The organism is Isoptericola hypogeus, from assembly GCF_039531145.1.
Lineage (GTDB): Bacteria > Actinomycetota > Actinomycetes > Actinomycetales > Cellulomonadaceae > Isoptericola > Isoptericola hypogeus.
In genome coordinates this window covers 841930-861132 of the sequence record NZ_BAAAPM010000003.1, presented here as the reverse complement: position 1 = coordinate 861132, position 19203 = coordinate 841930, and the positions used below count along the sequence as shown (strand labels likewise).

Sequence of the window (19203 nt, the reverse complement as noted above, 5' to 3'; positions counted from 1 at the left end):
CGTTCCCCGCCTCTGAGGGTTGGGGGACGGTGGAGGTGGGCCGCGAGCAGGAACATCACGAGCAGGAACTGTGCTTGGTCAATCGTTCAGACGACCGCTACACCGAATTGATCGAGGTGTTCCCGTACCGCGGCGTCCGGGTGGACGTCCGCCCGGGTCGCTATCTGGTGATGATCAGCCGGCTCGAACCAGGGTTTGGAGAAGAGCCGTGCGGCGATGCGACGTCCTGGGTTTCGCTCGACCTCCTCTGAGATCGACCTTCGCTCGCTCCGCGCACCTCGCGCCGCCGCCCGTCGTTCGGTCGCTGGCGCGCTTGCGTACATCAGAAGTAGATGCGCCTCCGACTCGCCGCTCCGGCGATCGCCACGGCCGTTGCGAACAACGTCACGACCAAGGCTGCGGTCATGATCGCCGCGTCGTCTGGAAGCATCGGGCAGCCGGCGGGGGCGTCGTCGTCGGGGCAAGTGCGCCACGGTTGCATGAAGTAGATGAGTGACACGACCGCGCTGATGATGGCGAAGGTAGTTCCGCCGATGATCATTGCCTTCGATGTGCGCGTCCTCACCCGCCGAGGCTACGTGCCACGACACGCACGCTGCGGACGCGGGCGACACGTTCGCACGGCCTCGACGGATCTGGATTCGAAAGCAGCTACAGGCCGCGTATCCCGGTCTCGGCGTCGCCGTGCTCGTACGACGAGTGTGACAGGCTGCGGACCGCGAGCGTGGCGAAAAGCGCGCCGACCAGCATGACGAACGGGCCGAACGGCATCACAGCACCACCGGCCACGAAGGCCATGACGCAGGCGGCACCGACGGCTGCGAACGTGGGACGCCATCGGCCGGCGCAAACACCGGCGACTGCCGCGAGCGTTATGGCGATCAGCGCTACGACCAGGGCGCCCCACGCCGTCCCGGACTCGAAAATGCCACCCGACCGGTACGCCTCGAAGTCGTCAACCTGGTTGCGAGCATAGGTGAGGTCCTCAAGTCGGAAGGTGTCGCGCCAAGCGAGGGCGTTCTCGCACATCAACCACGTCGCGGCCATCACTGCGACGATGACGGCGCCCGTCCCGACCGCGGCCCACCGCTCCTGCTTCACGTCCATGGTCGACCCCCGTCCTCGCGTTGACCCGAATCCTCGCACCAACGGCGGTCCGGGTGGCCTGCCATCGGTCAGCAAGACGCGTGCAGCAGCCCACGGCTGAGCAGGTGCACCGTCTCACGGTCCAGCCCTGCAGCGGCGGCCGAGCATCCGGCCGCCTCCAACCCGCATCAGGGGCGCCTGCGGGGTCGCTCCGCGATGCCTTGCGGTCACCCTTGACCCAGGCCTCTGTCGTCCTCCTGCTCCGCTGTCGGTCCGCGCCTCGATGGGTGCACCTGCGAACCTCGCCCGAGATGGAGCATCACCTGCTCACGTGTCGTACTCGAGACCGTCCCACGGCTCGTAGTAGGCGATGAAGTCGCCAGGCTCGATGTTGACCGAGTAGGCACCGTCGTACTGCTCGACCTTCCAGCCGAACGTGACACCGTCGACGTCCTGGGTGAACGGCTCCACCTCGATGGGTTCGAGGACGAAGTCTCCGAGCTCTGCCAGTCGGGAGGGCACGACTTCTTCTGCTCCTGCGGGACCAGCCTGCCCGGGCGGGAGGCCCTCGCGGCCGGAGACAGCGGTGACCCGGATCTCGTCGAAGGTGCCGTCAGACTTCCAAAGAAAGAGCCCGACGTACCCGGTTTCCATGTCGAAGAGCTCCTCGCTGAGGAAGAACCTCCGACCGTCCTCGGCGGTGCCGGCGTACGGCACGTGATAGTCGTCCGGGACGATGGTGATGCGCTCCGGTGCTTCTCCCACAGTTCCCCCTTCAACGGCGGCCGGCTCAACGACACAGCCGGCCACGACGACGACAGGCGAGAGTGCAGCCACAAGGCGCGCCCATGCGACCGCTCGCCGCGTCACGCTTCCCAAGAGCTCGCTGCGCAGAGCATAGGGGCGCCGGGAGGGCGCGGCGAACGTCGGACTGATGTCGGTCCGAACCGCGCACCCCCCTCGCACCCCCGACCCCGCACCAGGGCGTCGAGCGCACCAGATGTGCCCGGAATGAGGCTTCTCGCGTCTCAGGCACTTCTAAGGCCATCCCGCGCGACCTCGCGCTTCGTGATCGCCGACCGGTGCACGTTGCCGATGGCCGCCGGGGCGCGGAGAAGGCTCGCGCCACCGCGCGGCTCTGGCAGTTCGGGAGCGGGTGCGAGGCGCTCGGTGTGTGCGTCCGCGACTCCCCGCCGACCGGGACCCTGACCGAGGGGGACACGTGCGCCCTGGTCGGCGCCATGACCAGCTGGTCGATCACCCCGGACGAGGTGCTCGCGATCGGTCGGCGTCGGCGCGCCGTCCAGTGGCGGTACAACCTGCGCGAAGGCATCAGCCCAGGGGGGACCTGCTGGGCCGGACCGGTTCTTCGACCAGTGACTCGACGGCGCCGGCCTCGATCGCGATCGGTTCCCGTTCGACCTCGACACCCTGCGATCCGAGCTCGGATCGACCGTGCCGTGTCGTCGCCCGGCCGTTTTCGGGCGGAGATCTCGTCCAGGCCTTGCGGTGGGAATCAAATATCCGATAGGAAAGATCCCACAGGACACTGCCGTCCTGCCGTCTGACACCTCGCTAGCCCGGGAGTCGGACGACCGGTTCGCGGAAGGACTCTCGTGAAGCTGTCGCCCCGCACCTTGCTCTCCGCGTGTGTTGTGGTCCTCGCCCTGTTGATGGGCCTGGGCATGATGGCGCCGGCCAGCGCCGGGGCAGAGCGGGCGCCGACGTCCCCGTTCTCTCCAGACCTCACGATCGATATTCCCGATCGGGTCTTCACCGACACGCCGTTCACCGTGGACGTCACCGTGACCGCAGGAGCCCACAACCAGCCCGACGGCATGCTGTCGCTGCGTGTACCGGAGGCCTGGACGGTAGAGCCCGCGTCGGTCTACGTGCCCGCGATACGGAGGGGCGTGTCGAGGACGCTGTCGTTCACCGCGACGCCCAGCGACGAGATCGACCCGTCGGCCCGGGTCGAGGCGTCCTTGTCGCTGGCGCGGTGGACCTGGGCGGAGGGGCGTGAGCTCGCGGTCGCTCCGTGCCTGGTGCCTGAGGTTGACGATCCGCAGCTGAAGGTGCCGGAGTCGGACTTCTCCCGGTCGCTGGAGTGGGTCGGTCCCGTGGTGTATGACCCCGGCTACACGCTGTGGGGCGCGAGCCCGGTGATCGACGACGAGGGTCGGGTGCACCTGTTCGTCGCTCGGTGGCCGGAGCGGAACGTCGACCCCGCCTGGCGCCAGTCGAGCGAGATCGCGCACTACGTGGCCGACAGCCCGGAGGGGCCCTTCACGTTCAGCGACGTCGCGCTCCAGGGCACCGGCCGTGAGGGCGACTGGGACCGCTACGCCCCGCACAACCCCGAGATCAAACGGTTCGGCGACACCTACGTCCTCCTGTACATCGCCAACAGCGACTACCGCCAGCCGCCGCATCCCAACAACCAGCAGATCGGCATGGCAGTCGCCGACAGCCCGGACGGTCCGTGGCGCAAGGTCAACCCGGACTCGGCGAACCCCGGGCTGCTGCTGGCACCGCAGGAGGGTCACTTCACCGAAGGCCGGCTGCTGGTCAACCCCACGATGCTGGAGCACGACGGCACGTACTTCATCTACTTCAAGACCCGCTTCGGCGCGCAGACGAAGTTCGGTGTCGCGACCAGTCAGAACCTGACCGGCCCCTACGAGCTCCACGACCAGCCGCTGACGCCCGAGGGCGTCACCATCGAGGACGCGACCGTCTTCGTGGACGACGGGCAGATCCAGTTCCTGGTCACCGACAACCATGGTGACGTGACCGGGGTCACCGGCGGCGGGGCGATGTTCTTCTCCGAGGACGGATACACCTTCGACCTCGACCGGACCAGCCTGGGCTATCGCCTGATCCCCGACTACTACGAGGGGTACGGCGACCACCCGATCCTGCGGGTCTACGGCTCCCAGCCGAAGCTCGAACGCCCCAAGGTGCTGACCATCGACGGCGAGGCGCGCTACCTCTACGCACCCTCCGGCTGGAACGTCACCGGGCAGGACCGCACGGTCGTCCATCTCCTGAAGGTCGGCGAGGACCACCCTGGCGAGGATCCGGGCACCGACCCGCTCGTCGGGTGCAATCTGCTGCGCAACGGCGACTTCGAGGCCGGGACGCGCGCGGGTCAACCGCCGGCGGACGTCAACTGGGGCGTCGTTCCCGACGCCTCCACCCTGCCCGACTGGCGAACCGGCGGTGACGTCCGCGTCGCCCGCAACACAGCCGCGGGACAGCCCGGCTTCGGCACGCCGAGCTCCGCCGTGCGCTCGCCGAGCGCCGACTCGATGATCGGGTTCGCCTCCAACCTCGCCACCACCCCGGACCGCTCCGGATCCGCGCTCTGGCAGAGCTTCGAGACCGTGCCGGGTCAGACGTATCGCCTGACCTTCGACCTCGGCCAGATCGGCTTTCCCGCGAAGCCGCTCTCACTTACCGCGGAGATCCACGAAGGCGGAGGCGACGGCGCGCTGCCACCGGTCACGGGGGGCACGCTGCTGGCCGACGGCACTGCCACCGTGTTCGGCAACGGGTTCCAGCCGCGCGAGGCCGAGGTGGTCACGTTCACGGCGGCGTCGAACACCACGACGCTGGTGATCGCTGAGACCAGCGTCAACTCCAACTCGGCGAACCTCGCGCTCGACAACGTCTCCGTGCGCGCCGTACGACCTAGCGGTGACCCGCGATGACGAGAGGAAGCGCCATGTCCCAGCCCTTGTCCATCCGCCGCCGCGCGGTGCTGATCGCCGGCACCGCCGGGGCCGCGCTGACCGCGCTGCCCCTGCCGGGTCGTGCCGACGCCGCGGTACGGCGGCTCGCCGCCACTGAGCCTCTGGAGCTTCCGGCGATGCCGCGCGGTGCGCTGTGGTACGACGCTCCCGCGACCCGCTGGGCGAGCGAAGCACTGCCGATCGGCAACGGACGGCTCGGCGCGATGCTGTTCGGCGGTGTCGGCAGCGACCGGATCCAGCTCAACGAGCAGAGCCTGTGGGGCGGGGTCAACAACTACGACAACGCCCTCATGGGACGGCCGGACGACGTCTCGGACAAGAGCATGCTCGGCGTCGGCGCCTACCGGAACTTCGGTGAGGTCGCGGTCACCTTCGACGGCGTTGGGAGCCCTGGCGTCACTCCGGGCGGCAGCTACCGGGACAACCCGGGACAGACGATCGCGGAGTCGTGGGACGGCAACGTCGACACCAAGTGGTGCATCAGCAGACCTCCCGCACGGGTGGAGTGGGTCGCGACGCTCGTCGAGCCGGCCGCGGTGACGTCCTACGCGTTCACCAGTGCGAGCGACGTACCGGCCCGTGACCCGCAGAAGTGGACGTTGGAGGGCTCTCACGACGGTGCGTCGTGGACGGTGCTGGACACGCGCCAGCTGCCCGGACCGTTCGAGCAGCGTCGGATGCGGAAGGGGTTCTCGTTCTCCAACACCACCGCGTACGCCGCCTACCGGTTCGTGTTCGAGCCGGTGCCCGGCGTGAGCCACTTCCAGGTCGCGGAGATCACCCTGGACGGTGCCGACCTGACCGGCTCCGGGGTCAGTGACTACCACCGGGGGTTGGATGTGATCGCGGGCCTGCACACGACCGGGTTCCGCACCGCCGGTGCGAGCCAGGTCCGGGAGGCGTTCGCGACCCGCGATGCCGATCTCGTCGTGCTGCGCTACCGCACCGACGCGCCAGGCGGCATGAGCGGGCGGGTCGCCCTGAGCTGCGGACAGAACGCCGACCCTGCCGAGCCGCATTCGACGACCGAGGTCTCTGAGACCGGAGACCGGTTGCGGTTCGCGAACCGGCTCCGCAACGAGCTCAGGTACGCCGCGGAGGCACGGTTGTCGATCACCGGCGGGACGCTGTCTCGAGACGGCGAACAGGCGGTGTTCGTCGGCTGTAGCGAGCTGGAGATCCGGATCGACCTCCGCACCGACTACGCGATGGACGCTGCGGCTGGTTGGCGCAGCGGGGATGACCCCGCGGCGCTGGCGGCGGCGAACCTTGACGCCTGCTCCGGCCGGACCTTCGACCTCCTACGGACAGCCCACGTGGCGACGTTCTCCGCGATCATGCGCCGCATCGCGGTCGACTGGGGACGTAGCGGCGACGACGTCATGGCGCTGCCGGTCGACGCGCGGCTGCGCCGGTACGCCGACGGCGTCTCGGCCGACCCCGAGCTGGAGCAGCTGCACTTCACCTACGGCCGTTACCTGCTGGCCAGCAGCTCCCGCCCCGACGGGCTACCGGCGAACCTGCAGGGGCTGTGGAACGACTCCAACCAGCCGCCGTGGGGCTCGGACTACCACACCAACATCAACGTCCAGATGAACTACTGGTCGGCCGAGACCACCGACCTGCCCGACAGCCACGACGCGCTCGTGCGTTTCGTGGAGCAGGTCGCGGTCCCCAGCAGGGCCGCCACCCGCAACGCCTTCGGCGCCGAGGTGCGGGGCTGGACCACCCGCACCGGGCAGAGCATCTTCGGCGGACACGCCTGGCAGTGGAACATCGTGGGCAGCGCCTGGTACATGCAGCACGTCTATGAGCACTGGGCGTTCAGCCGAGACCCTCGGGTGCTCGAGCACGGCTATCCCTTGGTGAAGGAGATCTGCCAGTTCTGGGAGGACCGCCTGGTCGAGCGCGAGATCGACGGCCAGCTGAGGCTGGTTGCGCCGGACGGCTGGTCGCCCGAGCACGGGCCACGCGAGGACGGGGTGGCGTATGACCAGCAGATCATCTGGGACCTGTTCACCAACTATCTGGAGATGGCCGCCGAGCTCGGCGTGGACGAGGACTACCAGGCGACGGTCGCAGACATGCGGGACCGGCTGGCTCCGAACAAGATCGGCAGCTGGGGACAGCTCCAGGAGTGGCAGACCGACCGCGACAGCCCGACCAACCTGCACCGGCACACCTCGCACCTTTTTGCCGTGTTCCCCGGACGCCAGATCAGCGTAAGTGAGACGCCCGCGCTCGCCGCGGCGGCGCTGACCTCGCTCAACGCCCGATGCGCGGTGCCCGACGGCGGGCCGATCGACGTGGACACGGTCAAGGGCGAGGGCAGAGGCTCGTGGACCTGGCCGTGGCGAGCCGCGTTGTTCGCCCGGCTCCAGGAGCCCGAGCGCGCCTACGTGATGCTCCGGGGGCTGCTCAAGCACAACACCACAAGGAACCTGTTCGCCTCCATCCCGCCGTTCCAGATGGACGGCAACTTCGGGATGACCGGGGCCCAGACCGAGATGCTGCTCCAGAGCCACGACGGCCGGATCCACCTGCTGCCGGCCTGCCCCGAGGCTTGGCGGGCGAGCGGCTCGTTCACCGGGCTCCGAGCGCGCGGCGGCTATCGCGTCGACGCGCAGTGGCGCGACGGGCAGGTCACGGCCTTCACCGTCACCGCCGACCGCGCCCCCGACCTGACACCGGTGACTGTCGTGGCCAACGGCGAGGAGCGCGGGGTCATCCCGGCCACCGACGGGCCGGAGCCGACTCAGAGCACGACGAACCTCAAGGCCAACCCGCGCAGCGTTCGAGTCGGAGACCCGGTCCGCGTCCGCGTGCGGGTTCGCGGCGGCTCCGGCGGGCGCCTGGAGCTGCTCGCCGCCGACTCCGTCGCACGGTCCGGACAGCTCCGGTCGGACGGCACCGCCGAGTTCACCGTTCATCCCGATCAGCCCGGCCCGCTCCGCCTCACCGCGGTGTGGCGAGGCACCCGGACCATGTACGGCTCGACCAGCAAGCCGCTAGAGATCACGGTGCGACCACCTCGATAAAGGCTCGTCGTCGCCGATCGACCGAGTCGTCCGCCGTGGCGTCGCACGACCGGTCGGAGCAGTACCGCGTCGGCAGGCGGGATGCCAAGGGCAGGGCCGGAGCAGGTTCGAGAAGGAGAGTCATGGCACGGGTGAGGAACCGCAAGGCCGCGGTCGCGTACGGAGTCGCTGCAGCGCTCGGCATCTGTTCACTGACCGCGGGCGTGGGCGTGGGCGAGGTTGCGGCGACGCAGGCGTCCGCGGCTGTCGAACCGGTGGAGTCGGCAACGACCCACCGCCCCGAGCAGACGCCGATGAAGCTGTGGTACGACGAGCCGGCGGCTGACAGCGACGACGGATGGGTGGACCAGTCGCTGCCTCTGGGCAACGGCTACATGGGCGTCAACCTCTTCGGTGGGGTGCAGAAGGACCGGCTCCAGATCACCGAGAACAGCCTCCAGGACCGAGACAGCGGCTATGGCCGCCTCAACAGCTTCGCCGAGGTGTTCCTCGACGTCCCGCATCAACGCCCCACCCGCTACAGCCGCGATCTCGACGTCGACGACGCCGTCGCACACGTCGCCTACGAGAACGACGGAGTCGAATACACGCGGGAGTACTTCACCAGCTACCCGGACAAGGTGCTCGCGATCCGCCTCGGCGCCTCGGAGGCCGGAGCCGTCGACTTCACGCTGCGACCGACCATTCCCTACCTCGCGGACTATCGGGACCATCCCGGAGACAACCGCGGCAAGCACGGCACCGTCACCGCCTCCGGGGACACCGTGACTCTCTCGGGGTCGATGGAGTACTACGACGTCCAGTTCGAGGGTCAGCTGAAGGTCGTCCTGGACGGCGGCACGATGCAGGCCCTGAACGATGCGAACGGCGATCATGGCCGGATCCGCGTGACCGGTGCGGACAGCGCCACGATTCTCGTCGCGGTCGGCACCAACTACCGCCTGTCGAGCCAGGTCTTCACGGCCGATCGGCTCGGCAAGCTCAAGGGGGTTCCGCACCCGCACGAGAAGGTCACGACCTTCCTCGCCGACGCCGCGAGTCGTTCCTACGACGAGCTGCTCGCCAGGCATCAAGCCGACTACACCGAGCTGTACGACCGTGTGGCGTTCGACCTCGGTGCCGAGGAGCCGGCGATCCCGACAGACGAGGTCATCGACGCCGCGCGAAAGGGTGCCGTCGACCCGTACCTGGAGGAGCTGGCCTTCCAGTACGGCCGCTATCTCCTCATCTGCTCCTCGCGGGCCGGGACGCTCCCCCCGAACCTGCAGGGCATCTGGAACGTCTACCAGGACGCGCCCTGGGGTGCGGGGTACTGGCACAACGTCAACGTGCAGATGAACTACGGCCCGGCGTTCTCGACCAACCTCCCTGAGCTCTTCGAGAGCTACGTGGACTTCTACCAGGCCTATGTCGAGCGGCAGCGGCAGCTCGCAACCCAGTATGTGACGACCTACAACCCGTCACGGCTGGCCGCCGACGGTGACAACGGATGGGCGATGGGCACCGGGATGTGGCCGTACAGCCCGTCGTACAAGGCGGCCCACTCCGGCTTCGGCACGGGCGGGTGGACCGCGATGATGTTCTGGAACTACTACGACTACACCCGCGATCGATCGACGCTCGAAGACGTCGTCTACCCGGCGCTGCGCGGCCAGTCCAACTTCTTGTCGAGGATCGTCAAGGACCACGACGGCCTGCTGCTCGCGGACCCCTCGTCGTCCCCGGAGAACGCGAGCAGCCTGCAGACGGTGGGTACCACGTTCGACCAGCAGATGATCTACGAGAACCACCGAAACACGCTGCAGGCCGCAAGCATCCTGGGACGGTCGGACCCGCTCCTGGACACGCTGCGCGCCCAGCTGCCGAAGCTCGATCCGATCCAGGTGGGCAAGTCGGGGCAGATCAAGGAGTACCGCGAAGAGGAGTACTACGGCGAGATCGGTGACCCACGCCACCGGCACATCTCGCAGCTGCTCGGCCTCTACCCCGGCCAGCTGGTGAACAGCACGACGCCGGCCTGGCTGGATGCCGCCAAGGTCTCCCTCATCGGCCGCGGCCCTGACACTGGCGTCGGTTGGAGCCAGGCAGAACGCGTCGCGACCTGGGCCCGCGCCCTCGACGGCGACCGGGCCCACGCCTCCTACACCGACTGGCTGCGCAGCCACGCGATGCACAACCTGTGGGACAGCGTCTGGCCCACGGCCAGCTCGAAGGTGTTCCAGGTCGACGGAAACTTCGGTGTGACCGCCGGGGTGAGCGAGATGCTGTTGCAGAGCCACGACGAGGTGGTGGCCCCGCTGGCAGCCCTGCCGACCGCGTGGGACGAGGGCAGCTACCGCAGGCTGCTGGCCCGCGGCAACTTCGAGGTGTCCGCGCGCTGGTCGGAGCATCACGCCGACCGGATCGAGGTGCTGTCGAAGTCGGGCACTCCGTTGCGGCTGCGGTATCCCGGGATCGCGGGCGCGGTGATCCGGACCGCGGACGGCGACCAGCTCGACATCGCAACGCACGGACCGGACGAGGTCAGTCTCGCGACGACCGCCGGCGAGACCTATGTCATCACCGACATCCCGGAGGACGAGACGGTCGCTCCGCCGGTCGACGTCGAGGTGTCGGTCGAGGCCCGTGACGCGATCAAGCTCACCTGGACGGGCAGCGACGGAGCTTCGTCGTACGACGTCGACCGCGCGGTGGGCAGCGAACCCGGCTACGAGAGGGTCGCGACGGGGGTGACCGGCACGCAGTACGTCGACTCATCCGCCCAGGTCGTGGCCAACCCCCAGGCGACCTACCGGGTGACCGCGGTCGGCGAGAGTGGACGCGAGAGCCTCGGCGCCACGGTCGTACGGCTGCGTCCCGACACGACGCCGACGCGCATCCTGCGTGTCGGCCGTGACCTCGTCGGCTACGGGGACCAGGACGGTCACCAGGACGACGTGGAGATGGCGGGCGGCCGATACACCGTCGGCATGAACTGGCAGAACGGCAATCTCACCGACATCCGCCTGTCGGCCCACAAGACCGGCGTCGCCGTGCTCCGGAACCAGATGTTCACCAGCCCGGTCCGGGTCTATCGCGACGGAGGACGCCCCACTCCCCATCGGGTCCGCGGTGATCGCCTCGTGATCCCGGTCAGCGCAGGCCGGACCTACCGGATCGTGGCGCAAGCCGTCGTGGAGGTGAAGGTGCCGCCAGCGGCCGTCCGACCGGGATCCACCGTCCCGGTGACGTTCACGCTCCGCGCCGCTGACCACCAGACCGTTCCCGCCTCAGCCGTAAGGGTCGACGTGGCCGACGGGTGGGCCGTCGCGCAGCCCGATCGTCTGAAGCTCCGGCCGGTCCGCCGGGGCGAGTCGACGACGGGCGAGTTCATCGTCACGGCTCCGCGGACCGCCGAGGACGGCCGGTACACGGTCGATGTCGTCGTGAGCACCGACGATTGGTCGATCTCCGCGCCGGTCGCGGTCGAGGTTCACCTGCCCAACATCGCCGTCGGCAGGCCGGCAACCCAGTCGAGCGAGTATTCGGGTGGGGCTCCCGGGCGTGCGGTGGACGGCAACACGAACGGCGTATGGGGTCAGGGATCGGTGGCCCACACGGCCTCCGGTAAGCAGTCGTGGTGGCAGGTGGATCTTGGGAGCAGCCAGGACATCGGGAGCATCGCGGTCTGGAACCGGACCGACTGCTGCGCGGACAGGCTCAGGGACTTCCAGGTCCTGGTGTCCGACGAGCCGTTCGTGTCGGGCTCCCTCGACGAGGTGCTGGCACAGCCCGGTGTCTGGTCGCACCACGTGACAGCGCAGCCCGGGCCCGTCACACAGATGGACGTCGGGCGCGGCGGTCGATATGTCCGCGTGCAGCTGACCGGCACCAACTATCTCGCTCTGGCCGAGGTCCAGGTGTTTCCGGCGATCGAGTGACGTCCTCGTCCCGGCCCGCCGTGCTGTCGCAGCGTTCAGATACACACCCCCGAACAGGAGCTCAGTGTGAAACGTCTACTCTCGGCGGCAATCGTCGCCGCCATGACCGTGGTGCTCGGCGCGGCCGTCCCGTCGTCCTCGGCGGAGATGGCCGTCGACGGAGCGACCACGCCTGAGCCGGACGGCCTCGAGCTCTGGTACGACAAGCCGGCGCCGGACTCGACCTCGGGATGGGAGCGCTGGTCACTCCCGATCGGCAACGGCCCGATGGGTGCGACCGTCTTCGGGGGCGTCGACTCCGAACGGTTGCAGTTCAACGAGAAGACGCTGTGGACCGGCGGGCCCGGCACGCCCGGTTACAACTACGGCAACTGGACCGAGCCGCGGCCGGGCGCCCTCGCGGGGCTGCGCGAACGCATCTGGAAGGAGGGATCGGTCAGCGCCAACGAGGTCCTGGCAGCCATGGGCCTCCCCGGCGAGAACCCGCGACCCCGCCTGTTCGGCGCCTATCAGAGCTTCGGCGACGTGCGGCTGGACTTCCCCGACGCGAACACCCCGGTGGAGAACTACCGTCGCGACCTCGACATCAGCGAGGGGGTCGCCGGCGTCAGCTACGAGCAGGACGGCGTCACCTTCACCCGCGAGTACTTCGCCAGCGCCCCGGACGGCGTGGTCGTCGGGCGCATCACGAGCAGCGAATCGGGCGGGGTCGACCTGACCGCCAGCATCGCCACGCCGACCAACCGGACCCGCACGGCCGGGGCGGTCGACGGTCGGATCACGGTCCGCGGTGCGCTGGACAGCAACGGGCTGAAGTACGAGTCGCAGCTCCAGGTCGTCAACGAGGGCGGCGAACGGGTTGACAACGCGGACGGGACGGTCGCGGTGACCGGGGCGGACAGCGTCGTCCTGGTCCTTGCGGCCGGCACCGACTACGCACCCGACTACCCGACCTTCCGCGGCGAGGACCCGCACGATCGGCTGGCGACGGTGGTCGACGCGGCTACGGCGAAGGGTTATGACACCCTGCGCGCCGCACATGTGGCGGATCACGCCGAGCTGTTCGACCGGGTCGAGCTCGACCTGGGTGGCGACCTGCCCGACGACGTGCCCACGGATCGCCTGCTGGCGACCTACGACCGGACGTCGTCGACCGCCACCCGCGGCCTGGAGGAGCTGTTCTACCAGTACGGCCGCTACCTGTTGATCGCCTCGTCGCGCCCCGGATCGCTGGCGGCGAACCTGCAGGGCGTCTGGAACGTGCACTCGGCCCCGCCGTGGCAGGCCGACTACCACCTCAACATCAACCTGCAGATGAACTATTGGCTGGCGGAGTCGACCAACCTGTCCGAGCTCGCCGACCCGTTCACCGACTACGTCGAGAGCCTCCGGGAGCCCGGCAGAGTGACCGCGCAGCAGATGTACGGCGTGGACAAGGGCTGGGTCGCCCATCACGCGTCGAACATCTTCGGCTGGACCGGTGCGTGGGATCACCCGGCGTACTTCTTCCCCGAGTCCGGGGCATGGCTCGGCGACCAGCTCTACGACCGCTATCGGTTCACCGGGGACCGGGCCTATCTGCGCGACGTCGTATATCCGCAGCTCAAGGAGACCGCAGAGTTCTGGGTCGAGAACCTTCAGGAGGATCCGCGCGACGGCCTGCTGGTCGCCACGCCGAGCTACTCCCCGGAGCACGGACGAAGCACCGCGGGTACGTCGATGTCGCAGCAGATCCTGTGGCACCTGTTCACCGACGTCGAGGAGGCCGCTCGTCTTGTCGGTGACGACGCCTTCGCCAGCACTGCCGCACAGGTCCTGGAGGGTCTGGACCCGGGGCTGCGGATCGGGTCGTGGGGGCAGCTGCAGGAGTGGAAGGACGACATCGACGACCCGAACAACCACCACCGCCACGTCTCCCACATGTTCGGCGTGTACCCGGGCAACACGATCTCGCCCCGGACGACACCCGATCTCGCCGAGGCGGCCCGGGTGTCGCTGACCGCCCGCGGCGACGCCGGCTCGATCGGGTGGAGCGACGCATGGAAGACGGCCCTGTGGGCGCGGCTCCTGGACGGCGATCGTGCCCACGAACGGCTCACCAACCAGCTGTCGGTCAGCACGTTCCCGAACCTGTGGAACCTCGGTACCCCGTTCCAGATCGACGGCAACCTCGGATCCACCGCGGGCGTCACCGAGATGCTGCTGCAGAGCCATCTCGACAGCATCGACGTCCTGCCAGCGCTCCCGTCGGACTGGCGCGAGGGCAGCGTGGACGGTCTGCGGGCGCGAGGAGCCTTCACCGTCGGTACGACGTGGAGCTCGGGCGTGCCGACCGAGATCCGCGTCGGCTCCGACGACGGCGGTGTTGCCAAGCTCCGCAGCACGATGTTCGACGGCAAGGTGTTCGCCTACCGATCGAACGGCAAGCCCGCCGACTTCACCGTGCGGGACGGCGTGCTGATGCTCCCGACCCGTGTCGGGGAGACCTACCGGATCGTCGCCCAGGCAGGGGTCGATGTCGACGTGCCGACGGAGGTCCAGGAGCCCGGCGCTGTGGTGCCCGTCGCGGTCACGGTCGCCGCCGCCGACCGGTTCGTGCTGCCCCGCACGTCGACCTCGATCGAGGTGCCGGAGGGGTGGACGGTGGCCCCGACGGCGCGGGTCGGTCAGCCCCTTCGTCCTGGGGACTCGCGGACGCTCGACTTCACGGTCCAGGTGCCCGAGGACGCGCGAGACGGGCGGCATCGGCTGACTGCCATCGTGGCCAAGGACGAGTGGGCGGTGCGAGTGCCGGTGGACGTCGAGGTGCTCCGGGAGAACCTGGCCCGGGGCAAGCCGTCGTCCCAGTCCAGCGTGGTCAGCGGCGGCGTGCCGTCGCGGGCGGTCGACGGCGACACCGACGGGGTCTGGGGGAACGGGTCGGTCACCCACACCGCGTCCCAGAACCAGCCGTGGTGGCAGGTCGACCTCGGATCCTCCCAGCCGATCGGTGAGATCGCGGTGTGGAACCGCACCGACTGCTGTTCGGACCGGCTCAGCGACTACTACGTCTTCGTCTCCGAGAACCCGATCACGGCAAGGACCGTCGAGGAGGTGCTCGCCCAGCCCGGCGTCGAGGCCTACCACCAGCAGGGCACCGCGGGCAGCCCGACGCGGATCCCCGGCGACGTCTCCGGCCGCTACGTCCGGGTCCAGCTGGCATCCACCAACTACCTCCAGCTCGCCGAGCTCCAGGTCTACCGATGACGACCGCGAAGCCGACGGATGGAGGGAGCCGCACGCTCATCAGGAGATTCATCGGCGTGCTCGCGCCTGGGTGAGCCGGTCGGGTATCCCAGCGGGCGCTCGTCATGACGACGTGGCCGGTTGAACTCCGACAGGCGGCTCGGCCCGAAGGCCCGGAACCCCTGGTTCCGGGCCTTCGTCGTCCCGTCGGTTCACCGGCTCGAGGACCTCACCACACCAGGGCCGTCAGGGCCGGCGCGGAGCGGTTGCCGGCCGGGTCGACGGCCCGCACGGCGGAGAAGAACGAGCCCCCGAAGGACGTTCCCTGGACGCCGTACCCCGCCGTGAACAGCTCGCCCCTCCAGGTCTGGAGCAGGTCGTAACGCAGGCTCGACGGCGCGTCGAACGGGTCGGTCGACGCCTGCCAGGTGGTCAGGAAGTCGCCCGTGTCCTGGTCCTCCACGACGCGCGGTGATCCGGGACTGCTCGGCGCGGTCGTGTCGGACCCGCGCGGCGCCACCTGGACCGTGACCGCGGAGCCTGTGAGCGACAGGCTGTCCGTCACGTGGAGCGCGCGCACGGTGAAGGAGTGGGACCCGCCGGCCAGGCCCCTCATGGTCGCCTGCTCACCCTTGGCGACCGCCTCGGCGCGTCCGTTGTCGAACACGAGGAACCGGTACGGGTCCCATCCCGTGACCCGGTCCCAGGCGAGCGAGACAGTGCCGCCGCTCGCGGCGGTGGCCCGCAGCCCGGTGACCGCCGGCCAGGCGCCCGTGGTGAACGTGACCGGCGTGCTGTCGGCCGAGACGTTGCCCGCGCGGTCGACGGCGCGGACGGTGAGCGAGTAGGTGGTCTCGGAACGCAGTCCACCGACGTCGGTGCGGCTGGGTGACGTCGTGGCCTGCGACCGGCCGCCCACGTGCACGGTGTACCACTTGAGCCCGACATCGTCGGTCGAGCCGGTGAACGCGACGGAGACGACGGTCGGCGTGACGGCGAGCACGCGGACGTTGCTCGGCGCCGTCGGCGGTTGCGTGTCCGCCGCTGAGGCGGCGGGCGCGAGCGCGAAGAGCGCGACGGCGACGGCGAGCGCCGAGGCCGCCGCGCGTGCGGCGAGTCCCATGGTCTGTCCTCTCTCGGAGATGCCCCCCGAGTACCTACGGGCCAGGACGCGGTGCGGATTCACCGAGGCGGAAATTCAGATCACGATCACCTGACGGACGGCGCGCCCGTCGGCGAGCTCGTCCATGGCGTCGTTGATGTCTTCCAGGCGGATCCGGCGGCTGATGAGCCGCTCGACGGGCAGCCGGCCCTCGCGCCACCACTGCGCGAACCGCGGGATGTCGCGGGCGGGGACGGCGGAGCCCAGGTAGGAGCCCACGACGGTGCGCGCCTCGGCGGTGAGCGTCAGCGGGGAGACCTGGGCGCGCGCCGCCGGGTCGGGCAGGCCCACGGTGACGGTGCGGCCGCCGGGCGCGGTGGCAGCGAACGCCGTCTCGAAGGCGCGGGGGTGACCGGCGCACTCGATGGCGTGCGACGTCCGCACGCCCTGCTCGGCGACCTCGTCGGGCGTCAGCGCGCGGTCGGCGCCGAGCTCGAGGGCCAGGTCGAGCTTGGCCTGGAGCGTGTCGACGGCGACGACCTCACCGGCGCCGACGGCGACGGCCGCCAGCAGGGCGGCCATCCCGACCCCGCCCAGGCCGACCACCATGACGCTCTCGCCGGGGCCGGGCGCCACGGCGTTGAGGAGCGCGCCGCCGCCGGTGAGCACGGCGCAGCCGAGCACGCACGCGACCTCCGGCGGGACGTCGTCGTCCACCGGAACGACGGAAGCGCGGTCCACGACGGCGTGCGTCGCGAACCCGGACACGCCGAGGTGGTGGTGCACCGGCTCGCCGTCGCGCGTCAGGTGCCGGCTGCCGTGCAGCAGCCTTCCCTCGTTGTTCGCGGCGGTGCCGGCCGCGCACGGCAGCCGCCCGTCGGTGGCGCAGCCGGCGCACTCGCCGCAGCGCGGCAGGAACGCCATGACGACCCGCTGCCCGACGGCGACGTCGGTGACGCCCGCGCCGACGGCCTCCACCCGGCCCGCCGCCTCGTGTCCCAGCAGCATCGGCACGGGCCGCACGCGGTTGCCGTCGACGACCGACAGGTCGGAGTGGCACACGCCCGCGGCCTCGATCCGCACGCGCAGCTCGGAGGGGCCGGGGTCGCCGAGCTCCAGCTCGGTGACGCTGATCGGCGTGGAGCCGGCGTACGGCCGCGGCCGCCCGATCTCCTCCAGCACTGCCCCGGTGATGCGCATCGTCGCCGCCCCTCTCGTCGCCGCCGGTTCGCGAACGGTCGGTCCACGGTAGCGACGGCCCGGCGCGCGCAACCACGTCGCGGTGCCCATCCAGGCGCCTACCCTGTGTGCGTGGAGCACACCGTCGAGCACGACGAGCAGCCCGAGCACCCGGCCAGCCGGTCGCGCGAGGAGCTGCTGCGGGTGCTGCTCGACACGGCGACCGATCTCACCGCCCTGCGCGACGTCGAAGCCCTCCTGCAGGCGATCGTCCGCCGCACCCGCGCCATCGTCGGCGCCGACATGGCCTACATCAGCCTCAACGACGCGGAGCGCGGCGACACGTACATCCGCCGGTCCGACGGCGTCTCGACGCCCGCCTACCGGACGCTGCGCATGCCGCTCGGCGCCGGCGTGCTCGGGCAGGTCGCCACCGGGCTCGCGCCCTTCCAGACGTCGGAGTACCCGGCCGACGACACGATCGTGCACGACCCGCGGGTCGACGAGATCGTCCGGGCCGAGGGTGTGCACGCCATCATGGGCGCCCCCCTGCACGTGGCGGGGAAGGTCATCGGCGCGCTGATCGTCGCCGAGCGCCGGCCCCGGCGGTTCAGCCCGGAGGAGGTGGGCGTCGTCGAGTCGATCGCGGCGCAGGCCGCCGTCGCGATCGACAACTCCCTGCGCTTCGAGGAGATCGCCCGGCACGCCGAGCGCCTCGACCGCGAGCAGCGGCGCAGCGCCGCGGAGCTGACGCTCGCCACCCGCGTGCTGGAGCTCGACCGGCGCCTCATGGACGCCGTCATGGTGGCGCCCGACGTCCGGCGCGTCCTCACGCTCGGCGCCGGGGTGCTCGACTGCGACCTGTCGCTGCGCGACCAGGCGGGCGCGGTCCTGGCCACGTCGGTGGCCGACGGTGCCGACCTGCCCGAGGGGCCGGCGTCCCCGCCGCGGGCGGGGACCGCGATCGCGGTGACCGCGGCCACGGAGCACCTGGGCACGCTCGCCGCGCCGGTCGCGCTGGACGAGCCGTCGCGCGCGCTGCTGGAGCGGGTCGCGGTGCACGTGGCGCTCGCCCTGCTCTTCGCCCGCGCGGAGGAGGACGCCGACCTGCGCGGTCAGCACGAGCTGCACGACGACCTGCTCGAGCTCGGCGACCGGGACGTGCCGCGCGAGCGGCTGGAGCGGCGCATGCGCCGCTGGGGGCTGCACCCCGACGACCGGCTGTGGTGCGTGGCCGTGGCGACGCCGCGCGCGGAGCTGCGGGGCCGGCTGCAGGAGCTGCGCGCCGCCGGCGGGCGGGCCGTGCTCACGGCGCACGAGGACCACGTGTGCCTCGTGACCGCCGACCCGGGCTGGGAGGAGGCCCTGCGGCGGACGGCCGGCCGGCACGGGTGGCGGCTGCGGGCCGGGGTCGGCGGCCCGTCCGACTCGCTCCGCGGGCTGGGCGACGCCCACCGCCGGGCGGCGCTCGCGCTCGGCTCGCTGGTCACGCTCGACCGCGACGGGGTGCTCGACGGCGGCGAGCTCGGCATGCTCGGCGCCCTGCTGGGCCTGGCACGCCAGGGGGAGCTGCCGCCGTCGCTCACGGCCGGCATCGACCCGCTGGTGGCGTACGACGCCGAGCGGTCGGCCGACCTGACCCGCACCGCGTTCTACTTCCTCGAGACCGACGGCAACGTGGCGCGCGTCGCCGAGCTGCTGCACCTGCACCGCAACACCGTGCGGCAGCGCCTCGACCGGATCGGCCGCCTGCTCGGGCCGGGGTGGGACGTCTCGCCCCGGCGGCTCGACACGCACCTCGCGCTGCGGGTGCGCGACGCCCAGGTGGGCCTCGGCCGCTGAGTGTGCGGGCGCACATACCCCTGACGATGCGGTGGTCGCCGTGACATCGGCCGCCG

Annotated in this window: 12 protein-coding genes; 7 read left to right on the top strand and 5 right to left on the bottom strand. The window is 70.5% G+C overall.

All coding sequences use genetic code 11. The features are described from left to right. The coding region (locus tag ABD254_RS06170; RefSeq protein ID WP_344246661.1) for a hypothetical protein at nt 1-251 on the top strand (251 nt) is incomplete at its 5' end. 71 nt (nt 252-322) lie between these two features. On the opposite strand, the gene ABD254_RS06165 is transcribed toward ABD254_RS06170, so the two are convergent. The 3 genes from ABD254_RS06165 to ABD254_RS06155 form a co-directional block, all read right to left on the bottom strand. Further along, nucleotides 323-565, bottom strand: a complete 243-nt coding sequence (locus ABD254_RS06165; RefSeq protein WP_344246659.1) for a hypothetical protein — start codon at nt 563-565, stop codon at nt 323-325. Nucleotides 566-651: 86 nt separating this feature from the next. After that, nucleotides 652-1107, bottom strand: a complete 456-nt coding sequence (locus ABD254_RS06160) for a hypothetical protein (protein ID WP_344246657.1) — start codon at nt 1105-1107, stop codon at nt 652-654. Nucleotides 1108-1413: 306 nt separating this feature from the next. After that, nucleotides 1414-1923 (bottom strand): hypothetical protein, encoded by a 510-nt coding sequence (locus ABD254_RS06155; RefSeq protein ID WP_344246655.1) that lies wholly within the window; start codon nt 1921-1923, stop codon nt 1414-1416. 245 nt (nt 1924-2168) lie between these two features. Here ABD254_RS06155 and ABD254_RS21425 point away from each other — a divergent pair, with 245 nt between their 5' ends. The 5 genes from ABD254_RS21425 (at nt 2169) to ABD254_RS06135 (ending at nt 15045) form a co-directional block, all read left to right on the top strand. Then, nucleotides 2169-2654 carry an aldehyde ferredoxin oxidoreductase C-terminal domain-containing protein gene (locus ABD254_RS21425; protein ID WP_425553659.1) on the top strand — a complete coding sequence of 162 codons (486 nt, stop codon included), beginning with the start codon at nt 2169-2171 and terminating at the stop codon, nt 2652-2654. 48 nt (nt 2655-2702) lie between these two features. Beyond that, nucleotides 2703-4799: a DUF642 domain-containing protein gene (locus tag ABD254_RS06150; protein ID WP_344246653.1), complete on the top strand. Its 2097-nt coding sequence runs from the start codon at nt 2703-2705 to the stop codon at nt 4797-4799. A gap of 14 nt (nt 4800-4813) precedes the next feature. Continuing rightward, nucleotides 4814-7879 (top strand): glycosyl hydrolase family 95 catalytic domain-containing protein, encoded by a 3066-nt coding sequence (locus ABD254_RS06145; RefSeq protein WP_344246651.1) that lies wholly within the window; start codon nt 4814-4816, stop codon nt 7877-7879. 122 nt (nt 7880-8001) lie between these two features. Then, nucleotides 8002-11799: a glycosyl hydrolase family 95 catalytic domain-containing protein gene (locus tag ABD254_RS06140; protein WP_344246649.1), complete on the top strand. Its 3798-nt coding sequence runs from the start codon at nt 8002-8004 to the stop codon at nt 11797-11799. A 102-nt stretch (nt 11800-11901) separates the two neighbouring features. Then, a complete protein-coding gene (locus ABD254_RS06135; protein ID WP_344246647.1) occupies nt 11902-15045 on the top strand; it encodes a glycosyl hydrolase family 95 catalytic domain-containing protein in 3144 nt (1047 codons plus the stop codon). Between the two features lie 208 nt (nt 15046-15253). On the opposite strand, the gene ABD254_RS06130 is transcribed toward ABD254_RS06135, so the two are convergent. Further along, nucleotides 15254-16147, bottom strand: a complete 894-nt coding sequence (locus ABD254_RS06130; protein WP_344246645.1) for a fibronectin type III domain-containing protein — start codon at nt 16145-16147, stop codon at nt 15254-15256. A 75-nt stretch (nt 16148-16222) separates the two neighbouring features. Beyond that, entirely contained in the window at nt 16223-17326 is a 1104-nt protein-coding gene (locus ABD254_RS06125) for a zinc-binding dehydrogenase (protein ID WP_344246643.1), read from the bottom strand. 111 nt (nt 17327-17437) lie between these two features. On the opposite strand from ABD254_RS06125, the gene ABD254_RS06120 reads away from it, so the two are divergent. Further along, entirely contained in the window at nt 17438-19147 is a 1710-nt protein-coding gene (locus tag ABD254_RS06120; protein WP_344246641.1) for a helix-turn-helix domain-containing protein, read from the top strand. The last annotated feature ends 56 nt before the right edge of the window (nt 19148-19203 follow it).

What these genes read in the sequence shown, in the direction of transcription:
- ABD254_RS06160 (WP_344246657.1), bottom strand. Translation starts at nt 1,107, where the DNA reads ATGGACGTGAAGCAGGAGCGGTGGGCCGCGGTCGGGACGGGCGCCGTC.
- ABD254_RS06145 (WP_344246651.1), top strand. Translation starts at nt 4,814, where the DNA reads ATGTCCCAGCCCTTGTCCATCCGCCGCCGCGCGGTGCTGATCGCCGGC.
- ABD254_RS06140 (WP_344246649.1), top strand. Translation starts at nt 8,002, where the DNA reads ATGGCACGGGTGAGGAACCGCAAGGCCGCGGTCGCGTACGGAGTCGCT.
- ABD254_RS06135 (WP_344246647.1), top strand. Translation starts at nt 11,902, where the DNA reads ATGACCGTGGTGCTCGGCGCGGCCGTCCCGTCGTCCTCGGCGGAGATG.
- ABD254_RS06130 (WP_344246645.1), bottom strand. Translation starts at nt 16,147, where the DNA reads ATGGGACTCGCCGCACGCGCGGCGGCCTCGGCGCTCGCCGTCGCCGTC.
- ABD254_RS06125 (WP_344246643.1), bottom strand. Translation starts at nt 17,326, where the DNA reads ATGCGCATCACCGGGGCAGTGCTGGAGGAGATCGGGCGGCCGCGGCCG.